Annotated in this window: 18 protein-coding genes; 12 read left to right on the top strand and 6 right to left on the bottom strand. The window is 31.4% G+C overall.

Annotated elements, in window-relative coordinates; translation table 11 throughout:
• The first annotated feature begins 201 nt into the window (after nucleotides 1-201).
• The 12 genes from HNV08_RS09530 to bshA all read left to right on the top strand — a co-directional run bounded on the left by HNV08_RS09530 (nucleotide 202) and on the right by bshA (nucleotide 13,904).
• Nucleotides 202-951 (top strand): hypothetical protein, encoded by a 750-nt coding sequence (locus HNV08_RS09530; protein WP_173281072.1) that lies wholly within the window; start codon nucleotides 202-204, stop codon nucleotides 949-951.
• Nucleotides 952-1,108: 157 nt separating this feature from the next.
• Complete coding sequence (locus tag HNV08_RS09525) at nucleotides 1,109-2,035, top strand: hypothetical protein (RefSeq protein ID WP_173281071.1); 927 nt, start codon at nucleotides 1,109-1,111, stop codon at nucleotides 2,033-2,035.
• Between the two features lie 233 nt (nucleotides 2,036-2,268).
• Nucleotides 2,269-2,808 (top strand): helix-turn-helix domain-containing protein, encoded by a 540-nt coding sequence (locus tag HNV08_RS09520; protein ID WP_173281070.1) that lies wholly within the window; start codon nucleotides 2,269-2,271, stop codon nucleotides 2,806-2,808.
• 92 nt (nucleotides 2,809-2,900) lie between these two features.
• A complete protein-coding gene (locus HNV08_RS09515; RefSeq protein WP_173281069.1) occupies nucleotides 2,901-4,391 on the top strand; it encodes a serine hydrolase in 1,491 nt (496 codons plus the stop codon).
• A 211-nt stretch (nucleotides 4,392-4,602) separates the two neighbouring features.
• Complete coding sequence (locus HNV08_RS09510) at nucleotides 4,603-4,851, top strand: type II toxin-antitoxin system ParD family antitoxin (RefSeq protein ID WP_173281068.1); 249 nt, start codon at nucleotides 4,603-4,605, stop codon at nucleotides 4,849-4,851.
• Nucleotides 4,844-5,143: a type II toxin-antitoxin system RelE/ParE family toxin gene (locus HNV08_RS09505; RefSeq protein ID WP_173281067.1), complete on the top strand. Its 300-nt coding sequence runs from the start codon at nucleotides 4,844-4,846 to the stop codon at nucleotides 5,141-5,143. Before HNV08_RS09510 ends, HNV08_RS09505 begins: the two co-directional genes overlap by 8 nt.
• A gap of 139 nt (nucleotides 5,144-5,282) precedes the next feature.
• A complete protein-coding gene (locus HNV08_RS09500) occupies nucleotides 5,283-6,299 on the top strand; it encodes a DUF6892 domain-containing protein (protein ID WP_173281066.1) in 1,017 nt (338 codons plus the stop codon).
• Nucleotides 6,300-6,471: 172 nt separating this feature from the next.
• A complete protein-coding gene (locus tag HNV08_RS09495) occupies nucleotides 6,472-7,323 on the top strand; it encodes a hypothetical protein (protein ID WP_173281065.1) in 852 nt (283 codons plus the stop codon).
• Nucleotides 7,324-7,727: 404 nt separating this feature from the next.
• Complete coding sequence (locus HNV08_RS09490) at nucleotides 7,728-8,213, top strand: ABC transporter ATPase (protein ID WP_173281064.1); 486 nt, start codon at nucleotides 7,728-7,730, stop codon at nucleotides 8,211-8,213.
• Nucleotides 8,214-8,294: 81 nt separating this feature from the next.
• On the top strand, nucleotides 8,295-9,518 hold the full coding sequence (gene serB / locus HNV08_RS09485) for a phosphoserine phosphatase SerB (RefSeq protein ID WP_173281063.1): 1,224 nt from the start codon (nucleotides 8,295-8,297) through the stop codon (nucleotides 9,516-9,518).
• A gap of 123 nt (nucleotides 9,519-9,641) precedes the next feature.
• Entirely contained in the window at nucleotides 9,642-12,599 is a 2,958-nt protein-coding gene (locus HNV08_RS09480) for a glycoside hydrolase family 3 N-terminal domain-containing protein (RefSeq protein WP_173281062.1), read from the top strand.
• 168 nt (nucleotides 12,600-12,767) lie between these two features.
• Nucleotides 12,768-13,904 carry an N-acetyl-alpha-D-glucosaminyl L-malate synthase BshA gene (gene bshA / locus HNV08_RS09475; protein WP_173281061.1) on the top strand — a complete coding sequence of 379 codons (1,137 nt, stop codon included), beginning with the start codon at nucleotides 12,768-12,770 and terminating at the stop codon, nucleotides 13,902-13,904.
• Here the strand turns inward: bshA and HNV08_RS09470 are convergent.
• The 6 genes from HNV08_RS09470 to thrA form a co-directional block, all read right to left on the bottom strand.
• On the bottom strand, nucleotides 13,901-14,251 hold the full coding sequence (locus HNV08_RS09470; RefSeq protein ID WP_173281060.1) for a ribose-5-phosphate isomerase: 351 nt from the start codon (nucleotides 14,249-14,251) through the stop codon (nucleotides 13,901-13,903). The genes bshA and HNV08_RS09470 overlap by 4 nt on opposite strands.
• A 115-nt stretch (nucleotides 14,252-14,366) precedes the next feature.
• Entirely contained in the window at nucleotides 14,367-16,280 is a 1,914-nt protein-coding gene (locus tag HNV08_RS09465) for an outer membrane protein assembly factor BamB family protein (protein ID WP_173281059.1), read from the bottom strand.
• A gap of 152 nt (nucleotides 16,281-16,432) precedes the next feature.
• Nucleotides 16,433-17,722: a threonine synthase gene (thrC, locus tag HNV08_RS09460; RefSeq protein ID WP_173281058.1), complete on the bottom strand. Its 1,290-nt coding sequence runs from the start codon at nucleotides 17,720-17,722 to the stop codon at nucleotides 16,433-16,435.
• Between the two features lie 53 nt (nucleotides 17,723-17,775).
• Nucleotides 17,776-18,132: a four helix bundle protein gene (locus HNV08_RS09455; RefSeq protein ID WP_173281057.1), complete on the bottom strand. Its 357-nt coding sequence runs from the start codon at nucleotides 18,130-18,132 to the stop codon at nucleotides 17,776-17,778.
• Between the two features lie 70 nt (nucleotides 18,133-18,202).
• Nucleotides 18,203-19,126, bottom strand: coding sequence for a homoserine kinase (locus HNV08_RS09450; protein ID WP_173281056.1), 924 nt, complete (start codon nucleotides 19,124-19,126; stop codon nucleotides 18,203-18,205).
• A gap of 27 nt (nucleotides 19,127-19,153) precedes the next feature.
• Nucleotides 19,154-21,628 carry a bifunctional aspartate kinase/homoserine dehydrogenase I gene (gene thrA / locus HNV08_RS09445; protein ID WP_173281055.1) on the bottom strand — a complete coding sequence of 825 codons (2,475 nt, stop codon included), beginning with the start codon at nucleotides 21,626-21,628 and terminating at the stop codon, nucleotides 19,154-19,156.
• Between the last annotated feature and the right edge of the window lie 419 nt (nucleotides 21,629-22,047).

The following is a 22,047-nucleotide window of genomic DNA, read 5'->3' as shown; positions in this document are numbered from 1 at the left end:
AGTGCAATCAATCTATACAACCAAATAAGATTACATGTATCTTTAGATTATAAAACACCAAATATGGTATATTTAAAAACAGCGTAAATCAATTTTTAACCTGTAGCCATATTTCAGGACTAGACATAAAAACCAACTAACAGAATGCATTTTACTCACATTAAGTTAAAACCCACTAAAAAAATTTCAAAGAATTTTGATATGAGTGATGCTGTAAAAGACATTGAAATTCCAGAAGAAAGCAAACAATTTTCGAGAAATTATTTTAAATCGAAAAAATTGTCCGACGAGTACGGAATGGATATGCTATTAGAATTTGAAGATTCTGTTATTTATGCTTTTGACTTTTTGGATGTAAAAAATAAGATTATTATTCCCGAATTAAATCCTACTACAATATTTTATTCAAATGCTGTAATGTTTCATCGAAACCTTGTAAAGTCAAAAGAGATTTTATTAAAAGATTCCCCAAACCTAAAGGAGTTACATAAAAAAGTTGACCCTAAAATATTTGGAACATTTTTTCAATTCGCAATTAACTGCTTAATTAACTTACAATCTACCATAGAAAGTTTTGCTAATAGGCAAATTCCAAAGAATTATTTTATTAATGATGATGGCGAGGAATATGAAGTTTCTATATTTCATAAAATAGACACTGTTTTACCGACAATTAAAGAGAAAAAATTCAAACAAGCATTTAAGCGAGATAACTTTAGAGTACGAAAAGTAATTGAATTGAGGAACGAAATAATTCACCTCAAGCCGATTAAGGATTCAACAAATACTCAATACAAAGAAACTTATAGAAAATTGATAAAATTTGATTTTCCAAGAGCCATTTTAGCAGTAAAAAATTTCGTGAATTTCTATGAACCTGAACTGATTGAGGAATGTGCTTGCGGTAAGGAATACTATTATGAATTAGATATAATAGACAAAGAAAAATAAAATTACTGCTGGCAACACTGTGTATAATTAATTGCTATTTCTAGCCTACTTACGAATATTCTGGCGGAATTTTCACGGGTTCGTAAATGTTTGTTAACTTAGTCGCTAAACCACGTAAATAAGCTATACACAAACATGTTGGCGGCAATACCACAAAATGAAAACAATTCTAAAAATACAACCTAACTTAAACGAAAAAGAATTAATAAAACTCAATTCGACTTTAAAATTAAAAAATATAGATGGAATTGAGATTTCTTATCTTGGAGGTGCATATGGACCAGTTTGGGACAAAGAAATAAATTATAACCTAGAATTTATTAAAGAGTTATCAAATCTGAAAGGACTATCTTTATATCTACCTAAAACAACAAATTTAGATTTCTTAAAAACATCTTTAAACTGGTTGAATATTGGAGAGTTTGAGAATAAAAAAGTTTCGTTAAAGCCAATCAGTAAGCTAGTCGAATTAAAAAATCTAAGCATTGCTAGAAATTCAAAAGACATTACTGAACTATCAAATCTCAAAAATTTAGAAACAGCTTCATTTACCGGGTTTAAAGCAAATCAATTAGAATTTGTTTCGGACTTACCAATGCTAAATGATTTATACATTGGATTCGGAAGTGGGGAAAATATTGAATTTGTAAAATATCTTAAAAAAATCAAGAGACTTGAATTATTAAGAGTAAGAAAATTATCGGATATAAATTCAATTTCTAAACTTACTGATTTAGAATGGCTAAAAATTGAAGACCAAGCTCAAATAATTAAGCTTCCAGACTTTTCAAATCTTAAAAAATTAAAACACGTATCATTTATCAATTTAAAGAATTTGAAAGATGTTAGCTCGTTAAAAAATAGTTGCATTGAAGAATTAGTCCTAATAAATTCTAATCTTACATTGGAACAATTAAAGCCATTGATTGAATCAAAAAGAATAAATAGAATTTGCATTAGTTTAAAAAAGAAGACAGACACAAGACAGATAGAAGCCATATTAGAAAATAGAATTGTAGAATATATAAGCACGAAGTCAGACAGACAGAATAATGCAAAGTACTACCGCCAACAATGGCTATAATTAATACGGGTTTTGGTGCTTAACTCAAAGCTTAGAGCTTTTAAACTAAGTCCGCCAAATCTTTTGATTTGGCTTTAGAACAAAAAAGATAAAACAAAATAAAAAGTTTTGGCTAAGTGCTTAATCGAAAGTTTATTACTTTTAATTCCCGTACTAATCATAGCCGAGACCGTTGGCAGTAATTAAAAATAATTCCCATCCATTCAATAACTTAACGCAACAAAATTTAACAAATGTCACTACTTTTAGAATTCAGAGAAAAACTGAACTTAACTCAAGAAAAGTTAGCTGAAAAGTCTGGCGTATCTGTAAGAACTATACAAAGGATTGAGTCTGGGATACAACCTAAAGGGTATACATTAGATGCTTTGTCTAAAGCTTTAGGAGTAAATAAAGAAGACTTATTAAAAGATAAAGAAGATTCAAAAAAAATCAATAAACAGCTCATTAAATACATTAATTTATCATCAACACTATTAATGATAATTCCCTTAGGAAGTATAATAATGCCACTAATGATTATGTATTGGAAGAAGGAGTTCAATGCTATAACAAAACAAATTGTGTCTATTCAGATAATATGGACATTAACATTTCCAGTCATTATGTTTCTTATTAATATTTTAGGCAACTGGTTTTCGGTAAATAACGAAATTGTTCCATTAGGTGTTCTTGGATTAATAATAACAAACCTATATATTATTATTAGAAACACTATAGAATTAGAGAAAAACAACAAGCTTCATATTGCGCTGAATTTCAGCTTGATATAAACCCGACAATCTATTGTCAGGTATTTGTCGGGCTCTTTTAGAACCTATGCTGATGTTTAATTCGGAGATTAGCTTGAAATAAAAATCAAACAATGAAAAAATATTTCGCACTAATTACTCTATTGCTAATTTCTATGGTATCAACTGCCCAAGTTGATAAAACAACTGAACTATATAATACAATAAAAGAAAAAGACAGCCTTCTTTTTAATATTGGTTTTAATAATTGTGACATCACACAATTTAAAAAATTAGTGAGTCCTGATTTTGAATTTTATCACGACCAATCAGGAATTACAAATTCAAAATCTGAATTTATTCTTGGAATAGAAAATGGACTATGTAAATTAGGTTATAAACCTAAAAGAGTTTTAGATAAAAAATCGTTAGAGATATACCCACTAAAGAAAAATGGTGCTTTGTATGGGGCCATAGAAACGGGAATACATAGTTTTTATGCTATCGAAAAAAACAAAGAAGAATACTTAACAAGTGTAGCAAAATTTACTCACTTATGGATTCTTGAAAATGGAAATTGGAAATTAAGCAAAGGTTTAAGTTATAACCACAAAGATGTTGACAAACCGATTGACAACAAATTATTATTTAGCGACAAAGAAGAAACAGAAAGATGGCTTGAGCAAAAGAGCATTCCTGCATTAGGAATTGGATATATTGAAGATGGAAAGATTAAACAAATTAGTGTTTTTGGCGAATTAGAAAAAGGAAAAACAGCACCCAAAAACACGATTTGGAATGTTGCTTCATTAACTAAACCAATTACTGCTTTAGTAGCTTTAAAACTAATTGATTCAGGTAAATTAAGTTTAGATGAAGCTTTATATAAATATTATATTGATCCAGACATAATTAATGACCCAAGAGCAAAAAAACTATCAGCAAGAATTATTTTAAGCCATCAAACAGGATTTTCTAATTGGAGAGGAAATAATGAAAATGGTAAATTAAGTTTCGAATTTGAGCCAGGAACGAAATATCAATATTCAGGAGAAGGATTTGAATACTTAAGAAAGGTATTGGAAAATAAATTCAATAAAAGTATACAACAATTGGCACACGAATTAATCTTTAAGCCTCTTAAAATGTTTAATACTAATTTTGTTTGGAAAGAACAATATGAATCTAGGTTTGCAAAATGGCATACAGAAAAAGGAGGAGAATTATATCCTATCTTAAAAAATAATACTGCAAATGGTGCAGACGATTTATTAACAACTATTGAAGACTATACAACATTCATAAATTATCTAGTCAATGGAGCTGGTCTATCCAAAAAAATATCTAAAGAAATTGTATCTGATCAAGTTAGAATAAACGATTTTAAACATTTTGGTTTAGGTTGGTGGATTGACGAAAATATTAATTCAAATAAGGATTTTGCAATGGTTCACGGAGGAGACGATATAGGAGTACATACAATTGCTTTTATGATACCAAAGACAAAACAAGGTCTTATAATATTTACTAATAGCGACAATGGAACTGGTGCTTTTCAAGAAGTTTTGTTAAAATATTTAGGAGAAAACGGACAAGGAATAATGGAAGTAGAAATGAAAAGATAAAAACTACTGCGAACAATGTATAAAAGCAATAGCGGTTTTGTGCTAAAATTAAAGTTAATACTTTGGTTAAAAGATTAGTGCTAATTTAAGAGGCTTGTGCCTTGAAATCCGCTACTATTCTTATACTAACCGTTGCGTGTAATTTGAGCAAAAATCTACAAATTTGATTATTTTACCAAAAATTGGTATATTTCATTAAAATTAAAACGGAATGAAAAATACATCAATATCTCTCGGAAATTATTTTGACCAGTTTGTACAAACCCAGGTTTCTACTGGACGTTACAAAAACGTAAGTGAAGTAATAAGAGCTGGACTTCGATTATTGGAAAATGAAGAAAGTAAAGTTATTGCGTTAAGAAATGCTATTCAAGAAGGAATAGATAGCGGAATTGCTCACGATTTCGACCCTAAAAAAAATCTTGAGGAATTAAAAGCTAATCGCAGACAGAATGGCTAAATACCAATTGACCAATAAGGCTGTAGCTGACTTAAATGGAATTTGGGAATATACAGTTGAAAATTGGTCTGAAAATCAAGCCGACAGATATTACGATATGCTTCTGGATATTTGCCAAGACATTGCTGACAATCCAGAACTTGGAAAAAGTTATGACGGAATTAAATCTGACCTTTTCGGACTAAAAGCAAATCGACACGTAATATTCTATCGCAAATCAGAAGTGAATCCAATCGAAATCACGAGAATTTTACACGAACGAATGGATTTGAAAAGGAGAATAACCGAATAATAAAAACTACACCCAACACTGTCTATAATTAATTGCTTGGTCACTGCCGACTTACGAAAATTCCACTAGAATTTTATATCTGTGATTTGTTTGCTAATTTAGTTGATGAAAAATCCAACTTATTTAGTAAACACGTTGTGTGCAAGAGACACCATCACAAAATGAAATACAGAAAAAAATGAGGCTATTTGATAAACTTTTTGGAAAAAGCAGAGAAAATGAAAATCAGATAAAAATTGATATTTCTCAAAACGGAATTTCGATTAATCAACAACAATTTGACTTCCCTTTTTCTTTGTCCATATTAGAGCAGATGTTTGGAAAACCAGAACGGATTTGGGAAGCGAATTTGAATAAACAAACAGATTATATAAAATCTTCAAAATGTGTTTGGGATAATTTAGGAATTTCAGTCCATTACAATAAAAAAAATGAAGTTATTGAATTAAATGTTCGGTTATCTCAACAAGATGGATACAAGAACTCGCCAGAAAAAACGTTTCAAGGAGAACTAACCATAAATGGAAGTAAGATTGATGAAGCTTTTATTATTACTGTAGATGATTATTTATTCAAAACGATAAAATTAGGAGAAATTGAAGTTACTGCCAGTTTAACGAAACAAGTAGAAAATAAACATATTTGGAATATTTGTATAGATAAACCTACTCCTAAACCAAAGAAAAATTCTAATAAGAAAAACTCAAACAAGTATAAATTCAAAAAAATATCGGGAGAAAAAATCGAGTTTAAGAATTTCAACTTCAAACTTGCTATCATTGAAGAACTGATGTATACAAAAGAACTGTTGATACCTAAATTTAATGTTTACGAATTTTTAGAAATAAATGAAATTAAAGGATATAGTGTGATAGAGGGTGTTTACGAACCAATACCAGAAGTTGTAGAATATTTCAAAGAATTAGAGATTGATAAAATATTTGCTGAACAAATAACTGAAATCTATCAATACGGAGGAAATAACATCTATATGAATGTTGCACCACAATGGAGTGGAGAAGATGATACTTTTGATATAGAATCATATGAAGATGTAAAACACTTTCCTAACTTGAAAAAGATGAGATTGTTTAATACAAATCCGAAAGTTATTAATGAACTTAAGGCAAAAGGAATTGATGCTGAAGAATTATAAAAACTACAGGTATTACCAATTTTAATTAATTACTAGATTCTAAACTACTTATTAAAATTGTCACAGATTTTCTCATTAGTGTTATAAATACGTCACTATTCAAACACAAATACGTTGAAGCACATTAGAGGAAACCACTACAACAAGACAATAATTTGAACGTTAAAAGTCTATGAAAAGACATCAATTTATAATTTTTGCAATCATCACTTTCATTTTTATAGGTTGCGACAAAGACCAAAATAATCCAGAAGAGCATGTAGAGGAAAGTTTCTTGTTCGAAGATGGATTTGAAACACAAAATGACTTATTGGACGAATTGTTTCCTTCTAATGGAAATCGATGGTCAACAATTCAACAAACTGACCCAACAAACGCAACGAACGAAATTTCAATTTCAACTACTGAATTTAACGAAGGAGAAAACGCACTTCGTGTTGTTGCTTATCAATCAGATTCTGACTTATCTAAAGTAGATATTGAGAAAAATGGACTAAACATAGTTTCAGGCGATAAGGTTACAATAAAAGCTAACTTTTTTATAGTTGGTACTGAATCTATCGAAAATTTATTACTACTTGATTTAGAATGCTGTTCTTGTTGGGACCCAAACGTTGGCGATAATTATGGTTCTGAAAACCAATGTCCAGGCGTTAGATTAATGATGTCTGGTGGAAATGATTATCTCTCAATTGAAAGAGGAAAAATATCCGGAACAACAATACAGCAAACAGATTTTGCATTTCCAAGAAATCAATGGGTTTCAGTTCAATGGGAAATGATACTGTCAGATAATGAAAATGGACTTAATCGATTAATTATTAATGGAACTGAAGTCATCAACGAAGCAGGAATGAATATGCCAAATGCACAAGTTTTTACAGATGCCTTTCTAAATCAAGGTATTGATTTCACTTTGCAAGAACCTACCTTTTACGAACGTGTACAAATTGGAGCAACAGCGAATCCTACAGCGGGAAATATAGAACTCTTTGTAGATGATTTTTCAATAAAAGTGGAATAAAAACGTACGACGCAGTGTATTTAATTTATGGCTAGTTAGTGCCTGCCAACGAAAGTCCTAGCGGACGATTTATCTACTAACTTTAGTGCTTTAACACGCAACGAAATCATACACAACGTAGCTCAAGGCTAAGTAGTCTAAAATGACAACAATTAAGAATTCATAAAGAAATAGAATCAATTAAAGCACAAGAAAGAGCTCAGTTAAACATCAAGTAACTTTGAATAATTTTTATAGCAAAATTGACATCATAAGACAATTTGCTTTTTGCAATGGGTTAAATTCCTTTACGATCTAAAAAGGGAAGCGTTATCCACTTATAATTTTCCATTATTTAAGGTAGAATCACAGTATTGATATTGGATGTAAAATTGTATTTTTGTCATTAGAAATTAAATCATTTTATGTTAGTCGATTTTAACACATTACCAGAAGAATCTCGCGTTTGGATTTACCAAGCTAACCGTTCGTTTTCGGATGATGAGCAAATACAGCTTAAATCACAATTAGATACATTCATTGAAGCATGGACAGCCCATGGTAAGGATTTAAAAGCCGGTTACAAAATAGTGTATAAACGTTTCATTGTTATCGCAATGGATCAAAGTCAAAATAGTGCAACAGGGTGTTCTATTGATGCTTCCGTAAATTTTATTCAACAGTTAGAACAACAATACAATGTTGATTTAATGGATAAAATGAATGTCTCATATAAACAAGGTGAGTTTATTGCCTATAAACCATTGGTTGATTTTAAAAAAATGGCACAACAAAAAGCCGTATCCAAAAACACTATAGTATTTAATAATTTAGTAACAAACATCGCTGAGTTTAATGAAAATTGGGAGGTGCCAGCAAGTGAGAGTTGGCATAACCGATTTATTAAATAACACTTCATCCAAAAAACTTTCATATTTAAAATAGATTGGTCATTTTTACGGTGACAATCAACCAACAACAAATTTTACGAAGTGGCTACAGACATTTTTTTATTAAATATTTCAGGACAAGATAAACCAGGTTTAACATCATCACTTACAAGTGTTCTGGCTGAATATGATGCCAAAGTTTTAGATATTGGTCAGGCCAATATACATGATACCTTATCCTTAGGTATTATGTTTGAAATAAAATCAGGTAAAAAATCTGCTGCAGTTCTCAAAGATTTACTTTTTAAAGCTTATGAATTAGGTATTAAAGCGAAGTTTAAGCCAATTTCACTAGAAGATTACGAAAATTGGGTAAGTCTTCAAGGTAAAGATCGCTACATCGTTACTATTTTGGGAGAAAAATTAGCTGCAGAACAAATCTCGGAAGTCACTAAGGTCATTTCAGAAAAGAATTTAAATATAGATTCTATAAAACGATTAACCGGTCGATTGTCATTGGTTAAAAAAGAAGACTATCCTAGAGCGTCAATTCAACTTTCTATTAGAGGAAAAATTAATGATAAAACGGAGTTTACATCAAAATTCATGGAAATCTCTAAAGAATTAGATGTAGATATTGCATTTCAAGAGGATTCTATGTTTAGACGAAACAGACGTTTGGTTTGTTTTGATATGGATTCTACCTTAATTCAAACTGAAGTTATTGATGAACTAGCAGAATTAGCTGGTGTTGGTAATGAAGTTAAGGCCATTACTGAATCTGCCATGCAAGGAGAAATAGATTTTAATGAAAGTTTTAAAAGACGAATGAAACTTTTAGAAGGGTTGAGTGAGTCCGTTTTACAAGAAGTTGCAGAGCGTTTGCCAATAACTAAAGGTGCAAAACGCTTGATTGACACCTTGCATAATTATGGTTATAAAACGGCGATTTTATCTGGTGGTTTTACATACTTTGGGCATTACTTACAGAAAAAACTAGATATTGATTATGTGTTTGCTAATCAATTAGAAATTAAAGATGGTGCATTAACTGGTGGTTATATTGGTGATATTGTAGATGGGAGTAAAAAGGCAGAATATCTACAGTTACTTGCAGATGAATTACAAATAGATATCGCTCAAACTATCGCAGTTGGTGATGGTGCTAATGACTTACAAATGCTCAATTTAGCTGGTTTAGGTATTGCATTTCATGCCAAACCAAAAGTAAAAGATAATGCACAAAGTTCTATTTCTAGTATTGGCCTAGATGGTGTTTTATATTTGTTAGGTTACCATGATCGCCATATTGATTTGCTTTCGTAACGACGAAATAGAATTGTTAATTATCTAGTTTATAAAAGTATCTTAAAGACTTTATTCTTCCTTTAAAATATGCTAATTTGGCACAATATTCGTTATCTAAATATTAAACGAAAAAATTTGCCAATGCGTTATTTTGCCCTTATACTTATATGCTTGTGTTTTCAAATTAATTTTGCACAAGACCTTTTCAATAATCCTCTTCAAACAAAAGACGCTGTTCAACAAAAGCAATGGGTAGACAGTATTTATAATGCCATGTCATTAAAAGAACGAGTAGGACAGTTATTCATGGTTCAGGTTTTTTCTAATAAAGGAAAAACACATGAAAACGGTATTGCTAGTTTAATTAAAAACCAACATATAGGTGGATTAATTTATTCTAATGGTGGACCAGTAAGACAAGCAAAATTGAATAATGAATTACAAGCGGCTTCAAAAATTCCATTACTTATTGGTATGGATGCAGAATGGGGTTTAAGTATGCGCTTAGATTCTACGTATGCATTTCCTTGGAATATGACGTTGGGTGCAATATCTGATAATAAATTAGTAGAGCAAACCGGAAAGCAAATCGGAGAACATTGTAAACGATTAGGTGTACATTTTAATTTTGCACCAGCTGTAGATATTAATACAAATCCTAATAATCCTATTATTGGGAATCGCTCATTTGGAGAAGACAGAGACAATGTAACAGAAAAAGGTTTAGCCTTTATGAAAGGCATGCAGAGTGCAGGTACTTTAGCTAATGCCAAACATTTTCCGGGTCATGGTGATACAGAAAAAGATTCGCATTTAGAATTACCAACAATAAATTTTAGTGCTAAGCGAATTGATTCTATAGAGTTGTATCCTTATAAAAAGCTCATTAAACAAGGATTAGCAAGTGTAATGGTTGCACATTTAAATGTGCCTAGTTTAGAGAAAAGACAAGGTTTTCCATCGTCTTTATCTAAACATATTGTTACCGATATTTTAAAAAATCAATTAGGCTTTAATGGTTTAATATTTACAGACGCCTTAACAATGAAAGGTGCAGCAAACTACGTGGAAAAAGGAGTCGATGGTACTAGAATAAAGAGTTTGATTAAAGGCGGAGAAATTGATTTAATGGCATTTTTAGCCGGAAATGACGTTATGCTCATGTCCGAAGATCCAGCAAAAGGCATTGCCAAACTTGTAGAAGCATTTAATATTGGTGTCATCACAGAAGAGCGCTTATCACATTCTGTGAAAAAAATATTAATGGCTAAATATAAAGTAGGACTTCACAATTATTCGCCTATTGGTATTTATAACCTAAAGAAAGATTTAAATAGAATAAAGGACGATGCACTTTATGAAGAACTCTTGGAAAATGCAATTACTGTAGTTAAGAACTCTAATGATTTATTGCCATTAAGGGATTTAGAAACTAAGAAAATTGCCTACGTATCACTTGGGTCTGATGATGGTTCTGTTTTTTTAGATGCGCTTAAAAAATACACTAAAGTACACGAGATTAAAGGCGAACAACTTCATGAGGTTATTTCTAAACTTCAAAATTATAATACAGTAGTAGTTGGGTTTCATAAATCGAATGCAAATCCATGGAAAGGCTATAAGTTTTCTCAAAAAGAAATGGCGTGGCTATATGAAATTGCCAGAACCAATACTGTTATTTTAGATGTGTTTGCACGTCCATATGCGTTAAATGATTTGTTGTCCATTGAGAATATTGAAGGTATAGTGATGAGCTATCAAAATAGTGAAATTGCACAACAAAAATCGGCACAACTTCTTTTTGGTGCGCTTCCTGCTAAAGGGAAATTACCAGTTAGTACTGGTGCGTTTTTTCCCGTAGGAACAGGAGAAACTTATAATTCACTTTTAAATTTGAGTTATGGATTACCAGAACGCGTTGGGATGGATTCTAACTTATTAAATAGAATAGATTCTGTCGCTAACCATGCTATTAACGGAAAAATGACGCCTGGCATACAATTAATAGTAGCACGAAAAGGGAAAGTCGTTTACAATAAAAATTTTGGCTATCACACGTATTCTAAAAAAAATAAGGTAGATAGTGATGATATCTATGATGTTGCATCGCTAACAAAAATATTAGCGACCTTACCTGTACTCATGGAACTAGAAGAAAAAGGATCTATATCTCTAGATAATAAATTGAGTACTTTAATTCCAGAATATAGAAATACAAATAAAAAGAATGTTACTTTAAAGAAAATGTTGTCTCATTATGCACAACTAAAGCCTTGGATACCTTTTTACTATGCAACTTTAGATACGGTTACCAAGAAACCAGATCCTAAGTATTATAGAAAAACAAAAAGTAAGGACTTTAGTGTAGAAGTTACAAATACACTTTTTATGCGTAACGATTATCAAGATTCTATTCAGAAAATAATTAGAGAAAGTGAGTTACTGTCTTCTTTGCGTTATCGCTATAGTGATTTGCCGTATTACATACTTAAAGATTATTTAGAAGGGTTTTATGACAAGCCTTTGAGTGACATTACACAAGACCGTTTTTATAAATCTTTAGGAGCAAATAGAACGACTTATAATCCTCGTAAAAAATTTAGTTTAAAAGATATCGTTCCTACTGAAATAGATAACTATTACAGGTATAAAAAGGTGCATGGTTATGTGCATGATATGGGAGCAGCAATGCAAAATGGAGTAGGAGGTCACGCTGGTGTTTTTAGTAATGCTAATGATGTTGCAAAAATTATGCAAATGTATCTGCAAAAAGGCTTTTATGGCGGAAAGCGCTATTTTAAAAATGAAACTGTAGACAAGTTTAACTACTGTTATTATTGTGATAGAAATAATAGAAGAGGTGTTGGTTTTGATAAGCCACAATTAGGTGAAGAAGGGCCAACATGTGGTTGTTTGTCTATGACAAGTTTTGGACATTCTGGCTTTACAGGAACATATGCATGGGCAGATCCTGAAGAAGAAATTGTTTACATTTTTTTAGCAAATAGAACATATCCGCAAGCTGGTAAAAATTTATTGCTAAGAGAAAACATTAGAACAGAAATACAACGTTTAATTTATGAAGCAATTATTGAGTAAATTCAATAACTGAAAGTTAAAAAGATATTAAAGTTATAACTGAGACTATCTAAAAATGCTAACTTGAGATAAAAATAATAAGTCAGAAAGGACTTTAAATTTATTTCGACTATAGCAAAACAAAAGGTTTTTCGATTTAAATTTAATACTGATAACTAAAGATATTACATGAAAATAGGAGTAGTTTGTTACCCAACATTTGGAGGAAGTGGCGTTGTTGCAACAGAATTAGGAATTGAGCTCTCAAAGCGAGGTCATGAGATTCATTTTATAACGTATAGCCAACCTGTTAGATTAGAACTATTAAGTAACAATGTACATTTTCATGAAGTACATGTTCCTGAGTATCCTTTATTTCATTATCAGCCTTATGAATTAGCTTTATCAAGCAAATTAGTTGATATGGTTAAATTGTATGGTATTGAGCTATTGCATGTACATTACGCAATTCCGCATGCCTATGCTGCGTTTATGGCACAACAAATGTTAGAAGAAGAAGGAATTATAGTGCCAATAGTAACAACGTTGCATGGAACCGATATAACGTTAGTAGGTAGTCATCCTTTTTACAAACCAGCAGTTACTTTTAGTATTAATAAGTCTGATGCCGTAACTTCAGTTTCAGAGAGTCTTAAAAAAGACACCTTACGTTTATTTGATATAAAAGAAGACATCCATGTTGTGCCTAATTTTATTGATATAGAAAAAATAGATCAGAAGTTTACAGATTGTCAGCGCGGAATGATGGCTGAAGACCATGAGCGTATTATTACTCATATTAGTAACTTAAGGGAAGTGAAACAAATACCAGATGTTATTAAGATATTCTATAATATTCAAAAGGAATTGCCAGCAAAACTAATGTTGGTAGGCGAAGGGCCAGAAAAGGAAGGAGCAGAGCGATTGGTAGAAGAATTGGGTATTACAGATCGTGTTGTGTTCTTAGGAAATAGTAATGAAATTGACAGAATCTTATGTTTCAGTGATTTATTTTTATTACCATCAAAAACCGAAAGTTTTGGTTTAGCTGCGCTTGAAGCCATGTCTAATGGAGTACCTGTAATTTCTACGAATACAGGCGGTTTACCAGAAATAAATGCAGATGGTTTTTCAGGTTATTTAAGTGATGTTAATGCAATACATGACATGTCTAAAAATGCAATTAAAATCTTATCTAACGATGCTACTTTAAGTCAGTTTAAGGCTAATGCCAAAATTCAGTCTGAAAAATTCGATTTAAGAAACATTGTACCTATGTATGAAAAAATATACGAAGAAACTTTAAAAAAATTCGTGGTGGTTTAATTAGACCAAACCGCATAGCCTTCTCGTCTGAGTTCTAAAGTAATTTGTTCCTCGGCCTTGAGCGCTTCGGCGCGTGTAAAAAAAGGATCTATATGATTGTATAAACTCGGACGTAAATACGTACCGTATTTCTCTACAATGTTTGAAGAGATTTTATAACCTTTCTTATTTCTATGACCTGTTTTATGCTGAAGAAATCTCTCTTTTGGCGTTTTACTCGTCATGCCAACATATAAACATTCTAAAACACCATTAAATTGTGGATTAGCTTTTCTAAACTTAGCATTTTCTGTGAACACACGTTTAGAAAGTTCTATAACATAGATGGAGTATAGTGTTTTTGGCATGAGGTTCAATAATTCATTCTATACTGTACAAAGTAATTATTTTTTTTAAAGTTGAAGGAAAAACGACACTACAATTTTTAATATAAAGGAATACCTTGCTGTTTCTAATTACGGATTAAAATTTGTTAAAAATAATTTCCTTGTCTGAAGAACTAATTATGACTTGTGAAAAGGCATCAACAGTGTATTCAAAATTTTTATCTTTTCCCATTTCAAATTGATGAAGTTCTTCTGTATTTTCAATATCTATAATTCGAAGTCCCCATTTTCCACTGTCTAATTGGCTACGATGCATCCATAAATTATCAATTTTGTTATATGGATTATACGTGGTATTACGTTCAAATTGATTTAAAAAATTATTAACCGTTGCTCCTGCTACAAAACCCATACCTAATTGCGGTGATCCGAGTTCGTTAAATAAATAAACCGTTGTCATCTCATCTGCTAAATTATTTAAATCCTTTAGTCCGGCTTTATAAATTTCTCCATTAATCCTAGAAGTTTCTTCCGCGAATATGGTACCAAACGCTATAGCTCCAATAGAAGCAATAGTCTTTAAGGAATTAAATTTTGGTGGGTAATACAGTCGTTTTATTTCAGTTCCGTTGGCGTCGTATTTAATTAATTCATTTCGAGAGATAAAAGAGAATTTGTTGTTAGATGTTTCTATCCGCATTACGCTATCATTCTTTTTCGTAAATGAAATTTGGTCTAAAAAGGCGTTTGGTTTTTCTGCTTTAAAATTTAAGATAAATGGCTGTTCATTTTTACCCGATTTGGTATATACAATGGTTTTAGCATTTTTATCGATAGTATAATTAAACTTTTCTCTAAATGGAATTCTAGCGATGCGTTGTTTTGTGGAAAGATCAAACGTATAAATAGCAAAAGGTTCTATTAGTATTAGGTAATCGTCTAATTTAATACCTTCAATTATATGTTTACTGGACACAGGTTTAGGCGTATCAAAAACATAACTTAAATCTTCATTTAGCCAATTTGCAAATAATTTATTGTCAACACTACTTATAATAAGATGTCCGTTATCTTGAGCATATATTTTTTCTATTTTTCCTGTTACAGGTGCATTATTAGGCCATTGTTTTTTACCATCATAATCGATATAATTGAAACCGTTTGCACAGCGTACAATGATTTGATTTGGTCCAAAGGTTATGTTGTAATAATGGCCTAAATCAAAGTCTTCTTCCCAAAGTGCTTCACCAGTATCTATACTTAGATAATTCATAGGGAATGTAGACTTGTTTTTAGATTTATAAATTGCCAAGAAACCTTTGTTTCGAGTGCTTTTATCGGAAATGTTTAACGTGCTTATTTTTTCACTAAGGATGTTTTTCTTCCAGATTAATGTGCCATCTTCAATGGAATAACCTACGAGAGCACCATCAAAAGAAAACATTACGGTTTGATCTGACGCAATGGGACCATGTTCAAAGTTTCGTCCTAAAATACCGTTTTCTTTTGGTGGCAATTTAACGGTCCATAAACTTTTAGAATTTTCCATTTTAACCAATGTTAAATACCAATTAACATGGCGCTTTATATTGTTTTTTTTATCCTTTTTGACGACCTCTTTTCGAAACAACAATACATAGTTATGGTCTTTAGAATAGTATACTGAAGAATTGTTAAATTCTTCAACAGCGTTAGTATTAAACAAAACCTCACCAGAAAATCTATTTATAACAATCGCTTTTTTACTTCTATTGTTAGTTGTAAAGGCTTTTTGATCAGTAATTTTTAGAAATGGTTTGTCTTGAGTAAAAATAAATTCAGAATTTTTGTAGTCTTTTAATGCTACTTTCCAAAGTTCATTGTTGTTTAGATAGTCGTACGCAATTAAAAATTCATTGTCATAGTAATACAGTGTATGTATTTTTTTATCAATTTCTGACCAATTTGGTGCCTTGTCAAACTCTAAATGCCATGTATCACCTTTAGTTTGAGAATAGATAGTTGTATTACAAACTAGAATGATGTAAAGTAGTAGTAACCGTTTGGACATATCAATGAATTTTATCTAAGTTAATAATGAGTATTAGCGCAAATAAAATTAATCAATAAATATGTAAACGAATGATAATTAGTGTGTTAAATTTTGATAACATTCATTATTAACCACAAAAATTCACCAAATAATAAATTGAAAACGTTGACTTAGCGGAGTAAAAACGTCTTTAAACCTTCATAAGAACTCACTTTAATCGCTACTTTTTCTTTATCCATCACAGCTTCAATTTGTGAAGGAAGTGGTACTGATGTTTCAATGACCTCTTCTACAACATCTAAGAATTTTGTTGGATGTGCTGTTTCTAAAAACACCACATGTGCATCATTATTTTCTAAATATTTTTTAGCACCTAAATAACCAACTGCGCCATGTGGATCGGCAACATAATTGTGTTCGTTATAGATTTCTAGCAAGGCGTCTTTAGTAGCTTCGTCTGTAAAACTATACGACGATAAATTTGCTTTTAGAGCATCAAAGTTATTATTATGTAATTCTTGGATGCGTATAAAATTACTCGGATTTCCAACATCCATAGCATTACTAATGGTCTGAACCGATGGTTTAGGATTGTAAGTTTGAGAAATCATATAGTTTACAACCGTATCATTAGCATTGTTTGCTGCGATAAAGTGTTTTACTGGTAATCCTAATTTTTGAGCTACCATACCAGCACAAATGTTTCCAAAATTGCCACTAGGCACTGAAAACGCAATGTCTTTATGTTTAGACTTTAATTGTTTATAAGTAAACATAAAGTAAAACAATTGTGGTAACCAACGCGCAATATTTATTGAATTTGCAGATGTTAATTGCATTTTACTCGTTAACTCTTTGTCCATAAACGCTCGCTTCACCATGTCTTGGCAATCATCAAAAACGCCATCTACTTCTAAAGCTGTAATATTTTGTCCTAAAGTGGTTAATTGTTTTTCTTGAATATCACTTACTTTACCACTAGGATAAAGTATAACAACATTTACGCCTTTTACACCAAGGAATCCATTAGCTACAGCACCTCCTGTATCTCCTGAAGTTGCTACTAAAACTGTGACATCTTTAGTGTTAGATTTATTAAAATAGCCTAAACATCTTGCCATAAAACGTGCACCAACATCTTTAAATGCCATGGTTGGCCCATGAAACAATTCTAATGTAGAAATGTTTTCATTAAGTTGAACCACTGGAAAATCGAAATTTAATGTCTCTTCAACTATGGTTTTTAAAACGTCTTCCGGAATTTCAGGAAGAATAAATTGTTTGATGGCTTCAAAGGCAATCTCTGTATGTGATTTATCTTCAATAGTTTCAAAAAAAGAAGGATCTAAAGGTGTAATTGATTCAGGAAAATATAAACCTTTATCTGGCGCAAGTCCACGGACTACTGCGTCTGCGAAGGTTGTATTTGGTGCTGTTTTATTTAGAGAGTAATAGTTCATAATTATTTGACCGATGACAGATGACTGAAGTCCGCTATCTAGTGGTGTTTTTTTTATTTAATATTTCTTTTGAATGCAGCCATTTTGTTCATTAAATGGAATGCAGAGTTGTATAGTTCAGTAAATTTTTCTTCTATAATATAGTTTCTTCTTTTAGCTTTAAATAAGCAGGTCACAACTTCGGCTAAAGAACGCATTGAATATCCTATAAATTTGCGTTGTTCAGGATTAGATTGACCAATAGAACCTTCAGAGATATTAAGAGCGACAGAATCTACAGCTCTCATAATTTGAGATTTTAAATTGAATTTTTCCTTATCAGGGAATTCTTGTGAGACAACATTAATAACTTCTCCAAAATCCATAGCATCTTGCCAAATAATTAGCTTTTCAAATTTGAATTTATTCATGGTCTTAATTTTGAAATTTCAATTTTCCGTTATCCATCTTCCGTCCTCTGTCATTTGTTTTCTGTCATTTCTACAAAATTCTAATTCCTTGGGTATTAATTTTAGAAACATAAGTTTCAAATTTGATATCTGTTTGAGAATAGACCTTGCGTATGGCTTGTTCTACTGTTTTGGCGGTTGCTTCAGTTTTACTTAACATAAAAATAGAAGGACCAGAACCCGAAATGGCACAACCTAATGCACCAGCTTCTAATGCAGCAGATTTAACGTCGTCAAAATGCGGAATGAGTTGTTTTCTGTACGGTTCTATTATAACATCAGATAACGATTCTTTTAATAAATCATAATCTGAAGTGTGCAAACCATGGACTAAGCTACCAACATTGGCCCATTGTGTTATGGCATTTGCTAAAGGAATGTCTTTTGGTAAAATGGCTCTAGATTCTGAGGTTTTAATTTCAATTTGCGGATGAATTAACGTCGCAAATAAATCAGAAGGTGTTGGTAATTCTAATACTTTAAGAGGACAAGCACTTTTTACTAAGGTAAATCCACCAAAAATAGCAGGCGCTAAATTATCTGCATGCTCACATTTACTAGCTAAGGCTTCGCCTTTCATAGCATAGTTTGTTAATTCAGTTTTGTTTAATGGATTGCCAAGTAATTCATTCATTCCAAAAACACTTCCTGCTGCACTTGCAGAACTACTACCAATTCCACTGCCTGGTTTTATCTTTTTGTAAATTTCAATCTCAAAACCACAGTCTGGTTGTAAGGCGTTGTACATGGCTAAGGCAGAAACACCAGCGACATTCTTTTCAGCCTCAAAAGGAAGGTCGTACCCTTCAATCTTTGTGATTTTAATCCCTTTTTCTTGGGTTTTTCTAATAACCATTTCATCGCCAATGGTATCTAAACAAAAGCCAAGGACATCAAATCCACAAGCGACATTTGCGACTGTTGCAGGCGAAAATATTTTGATTTCGTTTTTCATGTTTACTATCCGCTAAAGCGGTCATCATTAATTATTAGCAACTCTTATTATATCTGCAAATAAACCAGAAGCTGTAACATCTGCACCAGCACCAGCACCTTTTATTATCATAGGCTGTTCTGGATAGCGTTGTGTGTAAAACATAACAATATTATCTTTTCCTTTTAGGTTATAAAAAGGATGACCTTCAGGGATTTCTTTAAGGCCTACTTTTGCTTTTCCGTCGTTAAATTCTGCCACAAATTTTAATTGGCAATTTTTGTCTTCAGCAGATTTAAATAGACTTTGGTAGTACGCTTCGTCGGTTTTTAAAGTTTCAAAGAAATCATCGACTGAGTTTGCATTCATTGCGGCATCGGTTAAGAAATTATCACTTTCTAAATCGGCAAGCTCAATAGCGTATCCACTTTCTCTAGCTAAAATTAAGACCTTACGTGCTACATCAATTCCACTTAAATCAATTCTTGGGTCAGGTTCTGTGTAACCTTCTTCTTGTGCTTGTTTTACCACATCATAAAATGTAGTTTCAGCATTAAAATTATTGAAAATAAAGTTTAAGCTACCAGATAAAACAGCTTGAATTGTATTGATTTTGTCTCCAGAAGTTATTAAATGACTTAATGTGTCAATAACCGGTAAACCTGCACCAACATTGGTTTCAAATAAGAATGAAGCATTGTATTTACGGGATAATGTTTTTAACTCATTGTAATATTCAATATTACCAGAACATGCAATTTTGTTACAAGCGACAACAGAAATACTTTGTTTTAGATATTCGCCATAAATGTTAGAAACCGCTTCGTTTGCAGTAATATCTACAAAAACAGAATTTCTTAAATTTAAGGATTTTGCATGCTCAAAGAATCCTCCTAAACTTGCTGTTTCGCCAGCGTCTAATTGCTCTTTCCAATTTTTAAGATTAATACCTTCATCATTTACAACCATTTTTCTAGAGTTTGATAAACCTGCAACTCTTAGGTTGATTTTAAAGTTCTCTTTAACGTATGCTTTTTGTTGCTTTATTTGTTCAATAAGTCGTTCGCCAACATTACCTACACCTGTAATAAACAGATTAATTTGTTTCGTTTTTATTTCAAAAAACTGTTCGTGTAAACTATTTAGAGCTTTTTTTACGTCATTTTTATGAATTATTGCCGAAATATTACGCTCAGAAGCACCTTGAGCAATCGCTCTAATATTGACATTGTTTTTACCAAGCGTACTAAACATTTTTCCGCTTATACCTTGATGACTTTTCATTTTATCACCAATTACAGCGATGATAGATAAATCGGTTTCAACAACGATTGGATCTATTTTTTGCAACGCTATTTCATATTCAAAAACCGAATCAATTACCTCTTTTGCACGTAGTGCATCATTGGCAGAAATACCAAAACATATGGAGTGTTCTGAAGAGGATTGGGTTATTAAAATAATGTTTATTTTTTCTTGAGCTAAAGTTTCAAACAAACGTTTGCTAAAACCTGGTACACCTACCATACCATTACCTTGCAGTGTAAGTAGAGCAATATTTTCTATATTACTGATACCTTTTACAGGCGCGTGGTCTGTGTTTGTTATATGTTTGGTTATTGTTGTTCCTACAGCTTCAGGTTCCATAGTGTTTTTTATAACAATAGGGATTTCCTTCTTTAGTACAGGCATAACAGTTGGAGGATATAACACCTTTGCACCAAAATGCGATAATTCTACAGCTTCTTGATAAGATAATTCTACGATAGGAGATGCTTGTTTTACTAATTTAGGATTCGTTGTAAACATACCACTTACATCTGTCCAAATTTGTAATTCATCGGCATCCATAGCAGCTGCGATAATTGCTGCGGTATAATCAGATCCACCACGACCTAAGGTTGTAATTTCGCCATGTGCAGATTTAGAAACAAAACCAGGAAACAATACTATAGCATTAGAGTTTGATTTAAAAAATGCTTGAATGTTAGCATTTGTAACATCAAAATTAACCACAGCATTATTAAAGTTAGAATCTGTGACAATAACTTCTTGTGAGTTTTTTAGAGCCGCATCTAATTGTCTAGACTTAAGGGTATGGTAAATTATGGTAGAAGACAACGCTTCTCCAAAACTCAATAATTTGTCTTTAGTCTGTGGCGATAATTCATTAATTAGAAAAATACCATTTAATAAACTTTTTAAATCGTTGAGTTTTTCTGTAATTAATTCGCGTAAGTCGTCTTGTTGTTTTTGTAAAACACTATTGTTGTCTGGGTTTTCAAATAAGCCTTCAATGACTTTATTATGGATAGACCAAATGGTGTCGTATTTCAGTTTATAATCTTGGTCTTTATTACAAGCTAATTGAGCAGCTTCTAATAATTTGTCGGTAATACCACCAACCGCAGATACCACAACTGCAATTTTGCTGTTTTTAGAATGTGTTTCTAATATAGATATTACTTTATTTATGTTTTCGGCTGAACCTACAGATGTTCCGCCAAATTTGAGAACTTTCATATTTTTAAATTTAAGAGAATAAAATGTCTAAAAAGACTATAAGGGACGAAGTGCATATTATAAATTACCCCAAAGGGTAATAATAGTTGAAATGAAAAACGTAGTAATCGTCATGCTGTTAGAGTTGCCTATAATTATTGATGATATTTTGTTATTTTTCTTCATTACAAACCAAAAGTATTATTTTTATGACAATAAAAAAACTAATCTATTCTTTTTAAGGAATTAACAGAAAAGTCGCATTCTTTTTATTAAAAAGTAGGCATTTTTAAAAAATATTTAATTTTCACTATTGAAAAAAAAGCGAATTTTAATTCCGTAGAAGCATTTTAGTTTTAGATTGAACTTATGATAAATTAATTTAGCGTTATGCCTTAATTTAAATATAAGATAGAATTAATATTAATATAATAGACAAT

This window comes from Winogradskyella eckloniae, assembly GCF_013249045.1.
Taxonomy (GTDB): Bacteria; Bacteroidota; Bacteroidia; order Flavobacteriales; family Flavobacteriaceae; genus Winogradskyella; species Winogradskyella eckloniae.
This window is presented reverse-complemented; position numbering and strand designations above follow the sequence as displayed.

Bases quoted from the DNA above. Each gene is read 5' to 3' on its own strand.
- thrC (WP_173281058.1), bottom strand. From the start codon at position 17,722: ATGAACTATTACTCTCTAAATAAAACAGCACCAAATACAACCTTCGCA.
- HNV08_RS09530 (WP_173281072.1), top strand. From the start codon at position 202: ATGAGTGATGCTGTAAAAGACATTGAAATTCCAGAAGAAAGCAAACAA.
- HNV08_RS09470 (WP_173281060.1), bottom strand. From the start codon at position 14,251: ATGCCAAAAACACTATACTCCATCTATGTTATAGAACTTTCTAAACGT.
- HNV08_RS09465 (WP_173281059.1), bottom strand. From the start codon at position 16,280: ATGTCCAAACGGTTACTACTACTTTACATCATTCTAGTTTGTAATACA.
- HNV08_RS09510 (WP_173281068.1), top strand. From the start codon at position 4,603: ATGAAAAATACATCAATATCTCTCGGAAATTATTTTGACCAGTTTGTA.
- bshA (WP_173281061.1), top strand. From the start codon at position 12,768: ATGAAAATAGGAGTAGTTTGTTACCCAACATTTGGAGGAAGTGGCGTT.
- HNV08_RS09505 (WP_173281067.1), top strand. From the start codon at position 4,844: ATGGCTAAATACCAATTGACCAATAAGGCTGTAGCTGACTTAAATGGA.
- HNV08_RS09490 (WP_173281064.1), top strand. From the start codon at position 7,728: ATGTTAGTCGATTTTAACACATTACCAGAAGAATCTCGCGTTTGGATT.
- HNV08_RS09515 (WP_173281069.1), top strand. From the start codon at position 2,901: ATGAAAAAATATTTCGCACTAATTACTCTATTGCTAATTTCTATGGTA.
- HNV08_RS09480 (WP_173281062.1), top strand. From the start codon at position 9,642: ATGCGTTATTTTGCCCTTATACTTATATGCTTGTGTTTTCAAATTAAT.
- HNV08_RS09525 (WP_173281071.1), top strand. From the start codon at position 1,109: ATGAAAACAATTCTAAAAATACAACCTAACTTAAACGAAAAAGAATTA.
- thrA (WP_173281055.1), bottom strand. From the start codon at position 21,628: ATGAAAGTTCTCAAATTTGGCGGAACATCTGTAGGTTCAGCCGAAAAC.
- HNV08_RS09520 (WP_173281070.1), top strand. From the start codon at position 2,269: ATGTCACTACTTTTAGAATTCAGAGAAAAACTGAACTTAACTCAAGAA.
- HNV08_RS09495 (WP_173281065.1), top strand. From the start codon at position 6,472: ATGAAAAGACATCAATTTATAATTTTTGCAATCATCACTTTCATTTTT.
- HNV08_RS09450 (WP_173281056.1), bottom strand. From the start codon at position 19,126: ATGAAAAACGAAATCAAAATATTTTCGCCTGCAACAGTCGCAAATGTC.
- HNV08_RS09455 (WP_173281057.1), bottom strand. From the start codon at position 18,132: ATGAATAAATTCAAATTTGAAAAGCTAATTATTTGGCAAGATGCTATG.